Annotated in this window: 11 protein-coding genes; 7 read left to right on the top strand and 4 right to left on the bottom strand. The window is 71.0% G+C overall.

Annotation, left to right across the window (positions count from 1 at the left end; translation table 11 throughout):
* Positions 1 to 36: 36 nt before the first annotated feature.
* A complete protein-coding gene (locus CUC05_RS18415; RefSeq protein WP_108667589.1) occupies positions 37 to 858 on the bottom strand; it encodes a hypothetical protein in 822 nt (273 codons plus the stop codon).
* Complete coding sequence (locus tag CUC05_RS18410; protein ID WP_157965736.1) at positions 855 to 1,760, bottom strand: LysM peptidoglycan-binding domain-containing protein; 906 nt, start codon at positions 1,758 to 1,760, stop codon at positions 855 to 857. The genes CUC05_RS18415 and CUC05_RS18410 overlap by 4 nt, the downstream gene beginning before the upstream one ends.
* A 137-nt stretch (positions 1,761 to 1,897) precedes the next feature.
* Here CUC05_RS18410 and CUC05_RS18405 point away from each other — a divergent pair, with 137 nt between their 5' ends.
* Complete coding sequence (locus tag CUC05_RS18405) at positions 1,898 to 2,764, top strand: SDR family oxidoreductase (RefSeq protein WP_108667587.1); 867 nt, start codon at positions 1,898 to 1,900, stop codon at positions 2,762 to 2,764.
* A 104-nt stretch (positions 2,765 to 2,868) separates the two neighbouring features.
* Here the strand turns inward: CUC05_RS18405 and CUC05_RS18400 are convergent, their stop codons facing one another.
* The gene (locus tag CUC05_RS18400) at positions 2,869 to 5,403 is read right to left on the bottom strand and encodes a cell wall-binding repeat-containing protein (protein ID WP_108667586.1); all 2,535 of its coding nucleotides are present in this window, start codon (positions 5,401 to 5,403) and stop codon (positions 2,869 to 2,871) included.
* A 122-nt stretch (positions 5,404 to 5,525) separates the two neighbouring features.
* Here CUC05_RS18400 and CUC05_RS18395 point away from each other — a divergent pair, with 122 nt between their 5' ends.
* The 4 genes from CUC05_RS18395 to CUC05_RS18380 all read left to right on the top strand — a co-directional run bounded on the left by CUC05_RS18395 (position 5,526) and on the right by CUC05_RS18380 (position 9,510).
* Entirely contained in the window at positions 5,526 to 6,110 is a 585-nt protein-coding gene (locus tag CUC05_RS18395; RefSeq protein WP_108667585.1) for a class I SAM-dependent methyltransferase, read from the top strand.
* Positions 6,111 to 6,151: 41 nt separating this feature from the next.
* Positions 6,152 to 6,886 (top strand): alanyl-tRNA editing protein, encoded by a 735-nt coding sequence (locus CUC05_RS18390; RefSeq protein WP_108667584.1) that lies wholly within the window; start codon positions 6,152 to 6,154, stop codon positions 6,884 to 6,886.
* A 35-nt stretch (positions 6,887 to 6,921) separates the two neighbouring features.
* Complete coding sequence (locus CUC05_RS18385; RefSeq protein WP_108667583.1) at positions 6,922 to 7,380, top strand: class I SAM-dependent methyltransferase; 459 nt, start codon at positions 6,922 to 6,924, stop codon at positions 7,378 to 7,380.
* A gap of 117 nt (positions 7,381 to 7,497) precedes the next feature.
* Positions 7,498 to 9,510 (top strand): SDR family oxidoreductase, encoded by a 2,013-nt coding sequence (locus CUC05_RS18380; RefSeq protein WP_108667582.1) that lies wholly within the window; start codon positions 7,498 to 7,500, stop codon positions 9,508 to 9,510.
* A gap of 426 nt (positions 9,511 to 9,936) precedes the next feature.
* Here the strand turns inward: CUC05_RS18380 and CUC05_RS24835 are convergent, their stop codons facing one another.
* Complete coding sequence (locus tag CUC05_RS24835) at positions 9,937 to 10,422, bottom strand: GNAT family N-acetyltransferase (RefSeq protein ID WP_157965735.1); 486 nt, start codon at positions 10,420 to 10,422, stop codon at positions 9,937 to 9,939.
* 446 nt (positions 10,423 to 10,868) lie between these two features.
* Here CUC05_RS24835 and CUC05_RS18370 point away from each other — a divergent pair, with 446 nt between their 5' ends.
* Entirely contained in the window at positions 10,869 to 11,801 is a 933-nt protein-coding gene (locus CUC05_RS18370) for a c-type cytochrome (protein WP_108667581.1), read from the top strand.
* Positions 11,798 to 12,745 (top strand): QcrA and Rieske domain-containing protein, encoded by a 948-nt coding sequence (locus CUC05_RS18365; protein WP_108667580.1) that lies wholly within the window; start codon positions 11,798 to 11,800, stop codon positions 12,743 to 12,745. Before CUC05_RS18370 ends, CUC05_RS18365 begins: the two co-directional genes overlap by 4 nt.
* The last annotated feature ends 12 nt before the right edge of the window (positions 12,746 to 12,757 follow it).

Genomic DNA, 12,757 nt, shown 5'->3' with positions numbered 1-12,757 from the left:
GGCGTTGGAGGGGCTGGGGCTGGGGGACAGGGCGGGTCATGGGCCGGTGGGGACGAGGGGGAGGGCGGGAAGCACGCGCACGACCTCGATCCGGCCCTCCGCTTCGACGAGCAGGAGGGGGTACTGGGCGACCACGACGCTCCCGTCGTGCCGTCGCAGCTCGACCTCGGCCATGACCGCGACCGCGGAGGCCGACACGCGGTGGCGAGCGACCCGACGCACCGACATCTCGGCGACAGGCCGGTCCAGCGCAGCCAGGCCGCTGTCGACCGCCGTCCAGCGCTCGACCTCGCCCGTCCCCAGCAGCACGGCCCGGAGGAACCCCTCGACGGTCGTGGCCAACGGGTCGTCGGGCACAGGTGGCTGGAGGGCACCGAGGGCAATCGAGACCGACGGCTCGGAGTCCGGCGTTGGGACCAGCGCGGGCACCCCCTCCACGACCGGACCACCCGACGTCTCGGCGATGGTCACCTGCCAGGACTCCAGCGCGCCGTCGCGGCCCAGGACCATGACCGTGACCCCCCACCGACCGGGCCCGGCGGGGAGGGCGGCCACCGCGGCCACGTCCAGGGGGGAGGGGGCGTGCAGGCCGTCCGGCGACCCGGTGTCGGCAATGGCTGGACGGAGCTGCTGGTGCACGGGCTGCAGCCGGGCCGGCGGACCCGATCGGCTGGTGACGTGCTGGAGGACCACGAGCTCGGCGAACGCGGGTGTCCCGACGTCGGGAACAGCAGTGGGTGCCGGTTGCCGCCCGGCGACGGTGGCGACGACCATGGCGGCCACGCCGAGGACGGGACCAGCCGCAACGGCCACCCACAGCGCGAGCTGCAGGAGGCGAACCGGGGCGGGCGGTGTCATGGCCGTCCGTCGCCGGTGTCCGCTGATGGCTGGGTCACCACGTCGGGCAACCGCAACCGTTCGCCCGGGTGGATCACATCGGGGTCGCCGCTGCGGAGCGTCGGCAGGTTGTCCTGCACCAGACGCGACCAGTAGGCGTGGACCTCCACGTCGCGCGGCGCCGGCAGCCCGTCCCGGAGGAGATGGGCGCGGGCGATGACCCACAGGTTCTCGCCGGGCGCGACCACGTGGGTCCCCGGGTCGGCCTCGTCGCCCGGATCCGGGCCGCCGGGTTCGGCGGGCACGGCTTCGGGATGGGCGGGCATCGCGGTCGAGGCGGGATCGTCCATGGGCAGGGCCTGGCCGTCCGGGGGCGACACCGGAACGTCCAGCGGCGGGACCGGAACGTCCAGCGGCGGGACGGGCAGGGACCACGGCACCGGCAGGCGCACCGGGGTGGAGGGGCCCAGCCACGCTGCCGTATCGGGTCCATCACCGGCGGGTGCCTGCGACGACAGGTCTGCCAGCGAGCGGGGACGGGGATCGCTGAAGTCCGGGGACACCTCCGACAGGGCCAGCGGCAGGTCTGCCGGCGTGACGGCAGCCGCAGGCCCGGCCATGACCCCGACGAGCACCACCGTGCCGAGGGCTTGGTCGACCACCTGTCGGATCCACGCAGGCGCCACACGACGACCCCCACCGGACCGGACCACCATCACGAGGTCGGCCACGGTGACCAGCAGCATCCACGTCGAGGCCAACGGGGTGACCGCGAACAGCAGAAGGCGTGCCAGCGCCGCAGCCGTGGCGTCGGCCAGCGCGGGCGGATCCGCCAACGCCGCGCCGACCTCGGGGCAGGCGAGGCCGAACAACCACGCGGTGCTCGCGGCCTGGACCATCAGCAGGACGATCAATCGTGTCATCGTGAATCACGTTAGATCACGTCAAGGCTTCTCGTACATGACAATGATCCACAGGCCCGTGGAAAACCATGGGGGTCCTGCGCGGTAGCCTCCGCGCACCCCCGTTTCCCCGAACACATCAGCGAGGTCACAGAGCCATGGCAGGAGTCGAAGGACGCGTCGTCGCCATCACCGGAGCAGGCGGAGGGCTGGGCCGCCAGCACGCCCTGCTGTTCGCGTCGCGCGGCGCGAAGGTGGTCGTCAACGACCTGGGTGGGTCGCGCGACGGCACGGGTGCCGGCAGCGCGATGGCCGACCAGGTCGTGGAGGAGATCACGTCTGCCGGCGGCGAGGCGGTCGCCAGCTACGACAACGTGGCCACCGAGGAGGGCGGCGCGGCGATCGTCCAGACAGCGCTGGACACCTTCGGCCGGATCGACGTGGTCGTGAACAACGCCGGCATCCTTCGCGACGGCACCTTCCACAAGATGACCGCCGACAACTGGGACTCGGTGCTGAAGGTCCACCTCTACGGCAGCTACAACGTGACCCGCGCCGCCTGGCCGCACTTCCGTGACCAGTCGTCGGGCAAGGTCATCATGACCACCTCGACCTCTGGGTTGTACGGCAACTTCGGTCAGGTCAACTACGGCGCCGCCAAGCTCGGGATGGTCGGGATGATGAACTCCCTCGCCATGGAGGGCGCCAAGTACAACATCAAGGTCAACTCCGTCGCGCCGATCGCCGCGACGCGGATGACCGAGGACCTGTTCAACGACGAGATGCTCAAGCAGTTCGACCCGGCGTACGTCTCACCGCTGGTCGTGCACCTGGCGAGCGACGAGATGACCGACTCGGGCTGGATCGTCCTGGCCGGGGCCGGTCAGTACGCCCGGGTGCACTTCTCCCAGGCCAACGGCGTCCACTTCGACGAGGTGCCCACTCCCGAGGCGCTCGGCGAGAAGTGGGACCAGATCACCGACATGACCGGCGCACCCCTCGGCAAGCCCTTCGGCACCGAGTAGCTGGTCAGGCCGACGGGGGCAGGCGTCGCAGGATCTCCTGCACCCCGTCGCGCAGTTCGCGGACGTCCTTCTGGAACTCCGTCATCCGTCGCTCAGTGGAGGGATCAGCTGGGGAGCAGCGCGGCGAGTACGGCGTCGCTGATCGCCGCGATGCCGCCCGCCACGTGGATCGTGCCGATCGCGTCGGCGTGGGAGCGGATCAGCGCCGTCGTCTCCGGGGACCCGCTCGGGTCCTGGCCGTCGACCAGCACCAGCGGCACGCCTGCGTGGCCCGCGGCCGCACCGGCGACCAGGCCGTCGGGGAACCCGCGACCCGTCGCCACCCACACACCGTCCATCGACAGGCCGTCGGCGATGCCGGCCTCGGCGATCGCCGCCGACGTGCCGTACCGGGTCGGGCCGGCGATCCGCGCGACGGTCGCGCCGGTCCCGGCGACCGCCGTCGACACCGCCGCCGACAGCACACCCTCGCCGCCGACCAGCGTCACCTCGACACCATCGCCGATGCGCGAGGACACCTCCTCCGGGAGGTCGCCCGCGCGTGCCAGCAGCACCGGCGTGCCCGCAGCGGCCGCGACCGCGGAGGCCGACAGCGCGTCGGGGAACACCTCGCCGGACGCCACCACGGCCGCACCCTCGATCCCCACCCGGTCGGCGACAAGGCCCGCCGTCTCGTACCGGGTCTCGCCACCGATCCGTTCGACGTCCAGGCCGAGCGCCTCGAGATCGTCTGCCACGGTCGCCGACAGCGCCGCCTCCCCGCCCAGCAGCACCGCGTCCGTGGCACCCAGGCGGTCGATCTCCGCCTGCGTCGCCATGGACAGCGCGTCGGGTTCGGTCAGCAGCAGCGGCGCCCCCTCGGCCACCGCGAGCGGCGCGCCGGCAAGCGCGTCGGCGAACGTGGCGGCCGTGGCGATCACGACGGTATCGGCGCGGTCCAGCGCCACACCCGACACGGCCGCGGCGGTCGCCACCCGGTCGTGGCCGGCGTGCCGCAGGAACGGTCCCTCGACCACGTCCACGGTGGCGTACCCCTCCGCTGCGTAGAGGTCCTCGTCCACCGACACGGTCAGCCAGTGCTCACCGGTGTCGTCCAGCAGCATGCCGTCGACGGTGTAGGTGTAGACGCCGTCCCCGACCTCCGTCGCGGACTCGCGGACGATGGGCCAGTGGTCGCGCTCGTTGACCAGCACGGTGGGCTCCAGGCCCGTCGCCGCCTGCCCGGTCGGCTGGGTCACGGTGATCGTGACCTCCAGCGGCACACCGGTCGGGTGCTGGTCGGGCACGTCGACGCGGACGGTGGGGACCTCCCGCAGGGCAAGCAGCTCCGGCGGGACGTTCTGCACGTCGAGCATGAAGCGGGTCAGGAACTCCGTCACTCGCTCGTGGGAACCGGCCGGGATGTGGTCGGTCGTGTCCTCGGTCGTGTGGTAGTAGCTGGAGGAGGAGAAGGTCGAGAAGCCCTGCACCCCGGCGGTGTAGAAGGGCTGCAGGTCGGTGGGGATGATCCCGCCCTGGATCGACCGGATCGCCGGGGCGGTGGTCGGGACGCCGACGTGTCCCGTCTGGGCCAACGAGGTGGCGATCACGGTGTTCATGCCGGGGCTGACGGTCCCGAAGATGAGGTTGACCAGCGACGCGTCCAGCTCCGTCTCGCCCAGCTGGGTCGCGGCCGAGGTCATCTCGAGGTTCTGGTTGACGACGATGTTCTCGACGAGGTCCGGGTGGTTGCGGACCCAGTCGTAGCTGCCGACCAGTCCGGTCTCCTCCGCATCCCAGGCGCCGAACATGACGGTGTAGGCGGGGTCGACGTCGGCGAGCGCCTCGACCATCTGCAGCATCGAGCCGATGCCCGAGCAGTTGTCGACCGCCCCGTCGAACCACGAGTCGTAGTGCCCCCCGACCATGACGATCCGGTCGGGGTACGTCGTGCCGACCCTGGTCCCGATCACGTTGACGCCGACCGCGTCCTTCTTGGCCGCGTCGACGGTCAGGCGCATCCGCAGGGTCCCGGCGTCGGCCAGGTCCCTCAGGGTGGCCCCGTCGTCGGAGCCGACGGTCACGGTCGGGATGGTGGGGGAGGGGTGCTGGGCGAACCGGACGGTGCCGACCTGGATCAGGTTGTCGGGTGCCTCGGAGACGTAGAGCATCGCCGCGCCGCCCTGGGCGACGACCTCGTTGAGCTGGGCCGAGCGGTGGAACGTCGTGTCGCGGTCGACGAGGACGATCTTCCCCTCGGCGTCGACCCCTGCGTAGTCCTGCGAACGGCCCGTGCCGACGTACACGACCTCGGCCTCGACGGTCCCGATGCCGCCGTAGGCGAACGACGTCGCCGGGACGGTGCCGACCGCGTCGTCGGGGGCGAGGACCTCCGCGGCGACCTCCTCCACGTCGAACACCGGCATGTGGAAGGTCTCGCGCTCGACGTCCAGGCCGTTGGCGGCGAAGAACTCGGCGATGTGATCGGCCATGGCCGCGTCGGCGGGTTCACCCGGCTGCTTGCGGCCGAGGTCGGCGCACCACTGGGTCTCGCGGATCACCGTGGCCACGTCCTCCTGCGCCACCGCGGCGGTCGGGAGGAGGAGCGCCACGGTGAGGGTGCCGATGAGCAGGCGAGCGGTGAGGGCGAGCGGACGCACGGAACGGATCTCCGGGAGGTGGACGAACGGTGAGACGGGGGTGACGACGAGTCGATGGTGACACGCTCGCCGTTGCCGCCCCGTTACGGCGGGGGTGCGACCACGAGGTCTACTTCGGTGCCATGAGCGAGAACCGATGGCTGGCCAAGCGCGACGGCGTCCCCCGCGGCAGCGACTACGACGCCCGCATGGCTGCGGTGGAGGAGCGCGGCCAGTACATGCACGGCGAGGCCGACCGCGTGCAGGCGTACGAGCCGCGGACGGTGCTGGACGCCGGTTGCGGGACGGGCCGGGTGGCCGTGGAGCTGGCGCGTCGTGGCCTCGAGGTCGTGGGCGTCGACCTGGACCCGTCGATGCTGGAGGTCGCCCGGACGAAGTCCGATGCGGTGGAGTGGATCGAGGTCGATGTCGCCGAGCTCGACCTGGGCCGGACGTTCGACGTCGTCGTGGCAGCCGGCAACGTGATGATCTTCCTGACGCCGGGTACCGAGCCGACGGTGACACGCCGGCTGGCTGCCCACCTGGCGCCCGGCGGCACGCTGGTCTGCGGGTTCTCGCTGGCCGGGGACCACCTGTCGCTGGAGGACCACCACGCCCACTGCACGGCGGCGGGCCTCGAGCCGGTGGAGGACCTGGCGACGTGGGAAGGCGAGTCCTACGTCGGCGGCGACTACGTCGTCAGCGTGCACCGGCGGCCCGCCACGTAACGGGTACCACCGCCCTCGACGAACGGACTAGGCTCGCGGCCATGCCCGAGCCGACCGAGGACCTGTACTCCACCGACGCCTACCTGCGCACCTTCGAGGCGGTCGTCGCCGACGTCGACGTCGACGTCCACCGGGTCGCGCTGAACCGGACCGCGTTCTACCCCGGCGGCGGTGGGCAGCCCGCCGACCGAGGGACCCTCGTGTGGGGTGACGGATCGGCGGAGGTGACCAAGGTCGGCAAGGACAAGGCGGTCGTTTGGCACCAGCTGGGGGAGGACGACCCGCTGCCGGACCCGGGCACGACGCTGGAGGGAACGCTGGACTGGGACCGTCGGCACCTGCTGATGCGGACCCACACCGCCCTGCACATCCTCTGCGGCGTCATCTGGGCCGACTTCGGCGTCGCGGTGACCGGCGGCAACATGGACCCGGGCAAGGGACGGCTGGACTTCGAGCTGGACGCCATGTCAGCAGAGCTGGGCGAGCGCGCCGAGAAGCGGATCAACGAGGAGATCGCCGCTGCCCGCGAGATCATGGTGGAGTTCGTGGGCCGCGCCGCCGCCGACGAGGATCCCGCCCTGATCCGCACCAAGGCCAACCTGATCCCCGCCTTCATCGACCCGCTGCGCGTCATCGACATCCGCGGCCTCGACAAGCAGGCCGACGGCGGCACCCACGTCGCCACGACCGCCGAGGTCGGTCGGGTCGAGGTCACCAGGACCGAGTCCAAGGGCAAGGCCAACAAGCGCATCCGCCTGGTGGTCCACGACGCCTGACGACACCGTGCGGTGGAGGGGGGACGGCATGGGCGATGACACGGTGCTGCCGGTCGTGGCCGACCACTGGGACGGCCAAGGCCGAGGGCACCTCGGCGCGGTTCGTCGTCGGTGACGCCGCCGACCCTCCCCTCTCCATGGGTTCGGTCGACGTGGTGCTGGTCCGCCACGTCGTCTGGACGCTGCCCGACCCCCATGACGCCCTGCGCCGGTGGACATCGCTGCTCCGGCCCGGCGGCCGGCTGGTGCTGGTGGAGGGGCGTTGGGGGCAACCCGACGCACAGCCGGGCCCAGACGCCGACCACGGCGACTACACCCCGATCCACACCCGGCTGCCCTGGTACGGCGGGGTGACACCCGACGCCCTGGCCGCTGCCCTCGACCCGCTGGTGGCGGACATCGAGGTCCACGACCTCGCCGACGACGACGTGCTCTGGGGGCACGCGGTCACCGACATCCGCTTCGCCCTGATCGCCCGAGCTGCCACGCCCTGACCACGGCGGTTCCCGCCGAATCCCCCACGCCGCCGGCCCGGACTAAGTACGCTGCCGGTCGCGGAGCAGGCACGCGGAGTCGAATCGTCGTGCCGCAGAACAAGGGGCACCACACACATGAGCTACTTCGTCACCGGCGGCACCGGTTTCATCGGCCGTTTCCTCATCGAGAAGCTGGCCGAGCGCGGTGAGACCATCCACGCGTTGGTCCGCGAGTCGTCGGTCGCCAAGCTGGACGCCATCCGCGAGCGCTGTGGGCTGGACGAGACCCAGCTGGTCGCGGTCGTCGGGGACCTCTCCCAGCCGCGCCTCGGCCTGGACGACGACCAGGTCGCCGAGCTCCGCGGGCAGGTCGACCACCTCTTCCACCTGGCCGCCATCTACGACCTGAAGGCCGACGCCGAACGGCAGCGGATCGCCAACGTCGACGGCACCCAGCACATGGTCGAGCTGGCACATGCCGTCGAGGCCGGCCTGGTCCACCACGTCTCCTCCATCGCCGCGGCCGGTGACTTCCGCGGCTGGTTCCGCGAGGACATGCTCGACGAGGCCACCGGCCTGAAGGACCCGTACTACCGCACCAAGCACGAGTCGGAGAAGCTGGTCCGCGACGAGTGCCAGCGGCCGTGGCGGATCTACCGGCCGGGCATCGTGCTGGGCCACTCCCGCACGGGCGAGATGGACAAGGTCGACGGGCCGTACTACGTCTTCCCGCTGCTCAAGCGACTGCGCCACGCCATGCCGGGCTGGCTGCCGCTGGTCGGCCTCGAGGGCCGGCGGATGAACATGGTCCCGGTCGACTACGTGGCCGAGGCCATGGACCACATCGCCCACCTCGACGCGACGTGGAACGGCAAGGCCTTCCACCTGACGCAGGCCAAGCCGAGGTCGGCCGGCGAGATCATGAACGCCTTCGCCCGCGTGGCCGGGGCTCCCGAGTTCGGCATCCGCGTCGACCCGGCCGTCTTCGAGCTGATCCCGCCGGCCATCAAGACCGGCCTGGGATCCCTCCCCCCGGTGAAGCGGATCGTCAACACGACGATGGACAGCCTGGGCATCCCCAAGCAGCTGCTGACCTACATGTCCAACCCCACCAAGTTCGACATGACCAACACCACGGCGGCGCTGGAGGGCACCGGCATCGAGGCGCCCGACGTCGAGACCTACGCCGACAAGCTGTGGGACTACTGGGCGCGCAACCTGGACCCGGTGCTGTTCCTCGACCGGTCGCTGGAGGGGGCGGTCAAGGGCAAGCGCATCATGATCACCGGCGCGTCGTCGGGCATCGGCGAGGCGGCGGCGATGCAGGTCGCCGAGGCCGGTGGCACCGTCCTGCTCGTCGCCCGCAGCGCCGACAAGCTGGAGTTGCTCAAGACCCGCCTGGAGGAGATGGGCGGCACGGCCTTCGTGCACCCGTGTGACCTGACCGACGGCGAGGACATCCAGCGGATGGTCGACGAGGTCATCGCCGAACACGGCGGCGTCGACGTGCTGGTCAACAACGCCGGCCGCTCGATCCGACGGTCGATCAAGCTGTCCTACGACCGCTTCCACGACTTCGAGCGGACGATGCAGCTGAACTACTTCGGGTCGCTGCGGCTGATCCTCGGGTTCCTGCCGGGCATGCGCGAGCGGAAGTTCGGCCACATCATCAACATCAGCTCGATCGGCTGCCAGACCAACGTCCCGCGGTTCAGCGCCTACGTGGCGTCCAAGTCGGCGCTCGATGCGTTCTCGCGCTGCGCGGCGACGGAGATCATCGACGACAACTGCCACATCACGACGATCTACATGCCGCTGGTCCGCACCCCCATGATCGCACCGACGAAGATGTACGACGCGTTCCCGGCCATCACTCCCGACGAGGCCGGCGCGATGATCACCACCGCGATCATCCAGCGCCCCAAGCGGGTGGCCACGGGGCTCGGCAACACCGCCATGGTCGGCCACGCCGTCGCCCCCAAGCTGATGGACGCCATCCTCAACACGGGCTACCACCTGTTCCCGGACTCCACGGCCGCGAAGAAGGGGGAGGACGCCGTCAACGACGTCACCCCGGCCAAGCCCGAGGAAGAGGCCTCCAGCGAGGGCCTGGCCTTCGCCTACCTCCTCCGCGGCGTCCACTGGTAGGAGCGCGGCTGTGCTGGTCAGGTCGGCCGCGGTGGCCGGTCTGGCGTGTGCGTTGGGCACCCCTGAGGACGGCCGATCCCACACGGGATGAGGGTTCGTGGGCGATGCACGCCCCTTGGCGCCGGGGATACCGCACACCGGCCCAGGGTGGGTGCGATGGACAACCCAACGCGAGGTCGAACGCACACACCAGTCATGTGCGGGGGGCCTCCGAGGTGCCAACGCACCGCCGCAGGGCGCCGGCGAAACGCGAGTGAGACTCGCAGCGCCCGATGCGAAGCGAGGGTCGAGAATCGAGGGAGCGATTCGTCGGTCACGAGCCCGAGGACCGTCCGAACGGAGTGAGGACCAACCAACAACGCCCGAGGACCGTCCGAGCGCAGCGAGGCAGTGTGAAACGACCGTGGCGGCGGAGCCGCCACCATGTCACAGCGTCAGGCTGTAGCCCTCCGCGCGCACGCCGGGGGCGGGCTCGTGGTCGAGCTCGGGGGCGCGTTCGAAGCCGAGCCTGTCGGCCATCTCGCGCAGGGTGTCCATGACCTGCATGGCGGTCAGGACGATGCGTTCCTTGTTCGCGGCCTTGGCCTCGTCGATGGCCCACTGCATCAGCGACTTGCCGACGCCGGTGTGCCGTTCGGTCGGGGGGACCGCCAGCATCCGCATGGCCATCGTGTCCTGCTGCGCACCGCGCCAGTCACGGAACACCGTGACCGACCCGACGATCTTGCCGTCGCGTTCGGCCACGACGATCTCGCCATCACCCCGTCGGCCGTGCACGTTCGCGATGTCCTGGGCGAACATCGACCAGGCGTCGGGCGACATCGTCGCGGCGAACTCCGCGTATGCGTCGACGATCAGCGACGCGACGATGTCGAGCTCGGAGTCCTCGGCATGGCGGATGGTGACAGTCATCGACGCGCATCCTACCCACGTCTCGCAGGCGGCCGAACGGGAAGTTCGGGAGGGGGAGCCAGCTGATCCTCCAACGGTGGTTCGCGAAACAGCAGGTGGGTGCGTCCCCGATGCCCCACGACATCCACACCGATGCGCCACACGTCCTCGACGAGCGCCGGGGTCAGGACGACCTCGGGCGGTCCATCCTGCCGCGCGGCACCAGCAGGTGGTCGCAGTCAGGCGCCGCCAGGTTCGGATCCAGCACGTGCCGGTAGGGCTCGGCTGGCGTGATGCCCCGCTGGAGGAGGGTGCGCTGAACCGCTGGCCCATCCCGCACGCCTGACCCCTGTCGCCGCCGGGACAAAGGGGGACCCGGCGGCGCCGTCCCGCTGTCACGAACCGGTCCGGGGCAGGTAGCCTCCGTGGGGAATCCCGCCCTGACGTGCTGAAAGGACCGCAGCGAGATGCTGGCCGCCAACCGTCGATCGCTGGCTGGGTGGCTCGTGGTGGTGGCATCCGCAGCAGCCGCCGCCCTGCTGTTCTGGCCGTCCGCCTTCGCGCAGGAGGCCGAGCAGGAACTCGCGGACTCCTTCGCGGTCGAGAGCTACGCGCAGAACTGCTCGCGGTGCCACGGCCTCGACGGCCAGGGTGGCGAGGTCCCGACCGACGGCCGTCCGGTGCCGTCGCTGCGCAACAACGACGACCTGACCGTTCCGTACCTGGACCTGGTCCTGCGCACCGGCCGCATGCCCCCCGCCGGCGACCCGTTCGACAACCGCGAACGCCATGTCTTCTACGACGACGCCGAACGCACGGCGCTGGTCGAATGGATGTCGGAGGAGTTCGACATCCCCGGTGAGGTGCCCGAGGTCAACGAGGGCGAGGTCGCCCGCGGCCTGGAGGTCTTCGCCCGCAACTGCGCGCACTGCCACGGCAACGCGGGCGCCGGCGGCACGGCCGGTCGCCAGGCGTGGACGCCGCAGGTCAACAACCTGCCGGGCATCGCCATCGCCGAGGCCATCCGCGTGGGCCCGTTCGAGATGCCGGCCTTCTCCGCCGAGGTCATCCCCGACGAGGACGTCGACGCCGTCGTGGCCTACCTCGAGGCCGTCGACGAGGAACGCGGTACGCCGTTCCTCGGCCTGGTCGAGCTGAACCCGGTCTTCGCGTCGGGCTTCGTCGGACTGCTGTCCCTGGCCCTGCTCGGCTCGCTGGTCTACATCGGCAGCCGGCCGGTGCGCCTGGAGGACCTCATCGACGAGGGGTCGCAGCCCGAGGCCGGGATCACACCCCCCGACGGCCGACCCGCCACGCGGGACGCCGATCCCGACACCACCGACACGAACGACGCCGACCCCGACCACCCCCACGATCCCGACGAGGAGCCCCGGCCGTGAGCCAGGACCCGACCACGAGCCCGATCACGGCCGACGACCAGCCCGAGGATCCCACCGCCCGCCCCGTGCTCGAGCGGCACGTGCTGGAGATGCACGTCCCCGACCCCAGCCGGGCCAACGACGCCTTCGTCGCCTGGACTGCGGGACTCGGCGGCGTGCTCGCCGTCGCCTTCGCGCTGGTCCTGCGGTTCGGCGGGCCCCTGCCGGTCTACTCCGGCTGCCTCGCCCTGTCGTTGTTCCTGTTGGGCCTCGCCGTGCGGCGCTACTTCTTCGACCGCTTCCCGGAGGTCGTCGCCGCCGAGCCTCGCGATGTCGTCGAGGAGGACCGCGTCCCCGTCGGCGCTGCGGTGGACCCGACCGCAGGGGACGACGACTACACCCTGATCAAGCCGCTGGAACGCCGTGGCTTCCTGACCCGCATCCTCGTCGGCGCGTTCGGGGCGCTCGGCATCTCCCTCCTCTCCCTCGTGCCCTCCCTCGGCCCCAACGTGGGCAACACCCTGCGGCAGACCCCCTGGGCCCGTGGCGTCCGCGCCGTCAACAACGACGGTGAGCCGCTGCGCCCCGAGGACCTCGCCGTCGGCAACATCGCCTCGGTCTGGCCCGACGGGGCCATCGGCTTCGAACGTGCCGCCGTGGTGATCATCCGGCTGTCGGAGCCACCGAAGGAACCCACGAACATGTCGTGGGTCGTCGACGAGACGGTGGTCGGCTACTCCAAGATCTGCACCCACGCCGGCTGCCCGGTCGCGCTGTACCGCGAGCAGGACCAGTCCCTGTTCTGCCCGTGCCACCAGTCGACGTTCGACGTCCCGCACGCGTGCATCCCCACCTTCGGCCCCGCCGCCCGTCCGCTGCCGCAGCTGCCGCTCGGCGTCGACGACGAGGGCTACCTGATCGCCATGGGCGACTTCGAAGAGCTCGCAGGACCGTCGTTCGGATGATGCCCACGACGA

It is taken from the genome of Euzebya rosea, assembly GCF_003073135.1.
GTDB lineage: Bacteria > Actinomycetota > Nitriliruptoria > Euzebyales > Euzebyaceae > Euzebya > Euzebya rosea.
This window is presented reverse-complemented; position numbering and strand designations above follow the sequence as displayed.

Bases quoted from the DNA above. Each gene is read 5' to 3' on its own strand.
- CUC05_RS18415 (WP_108667589.1), bottom strand. From the start codon at position 858: ATGACACCGCCCGCCCCGGTTCGCCTCCTGCAGCTCGCGCTGTGGGTG.
- CUC05_RS18410 (WP_157965736.1), bottom strand. From the start codon at position 1,760: ATGACACGATTGATCGTCCTGCTGATGGTCCAGGCCGCGAGCACCGCG.
- CUC05_RS18405 (WP_108667587.1), top strand. From the start codon at position 1,898: ATGGCAGGAGTCGAAGGACGCGTCGTCGCCATCACCGGAGCAGGCGGA.
- CUC05_RS18395 (WP_108667585.1), top strand. From the start codon at position 5,526: ATGAGCGAGAACCGATGGCTGGCCAAGCGCGACGGCGTCCCCCGCGGC.
- CUC05_RS18390 (WP_108667584.1), top strand. From the start codon at position 6,152: ATGCCCGAGCCGACCGAGGACCTGTACTCCACCGACGCCTACCTGCGC.
- CUC05_RS18385 (WP_108667583.1), top strand. From the start codon at position 6,922: ATGACACGGTGCTGCCGGTCGTGGCCGACCACTGGGACGGCCAAGGCC.
- CUC05_RS18380 (WP_108667582.1), top strand. From the start codon at position 7,498: ATGAGCTACTTCGTCACCGGCGGCACCGGTTTCATCGGCCGTTTCCTC.
- CUC05_RS24835 (WP_157965735.1), bottom strand. From the start codon at position 10,422: ATGACTGTCACCATCCGCCATGCCGAGGACTCCGAGCTCGACATCGTC.
- CUC05_RS18370 (WP_108667581.1), top strand. From the start codon at position 10,869: ATGCTGGCCGCCAACCGTCGATCGCTGGCTGGGTGGCTCGTGGTGGTG.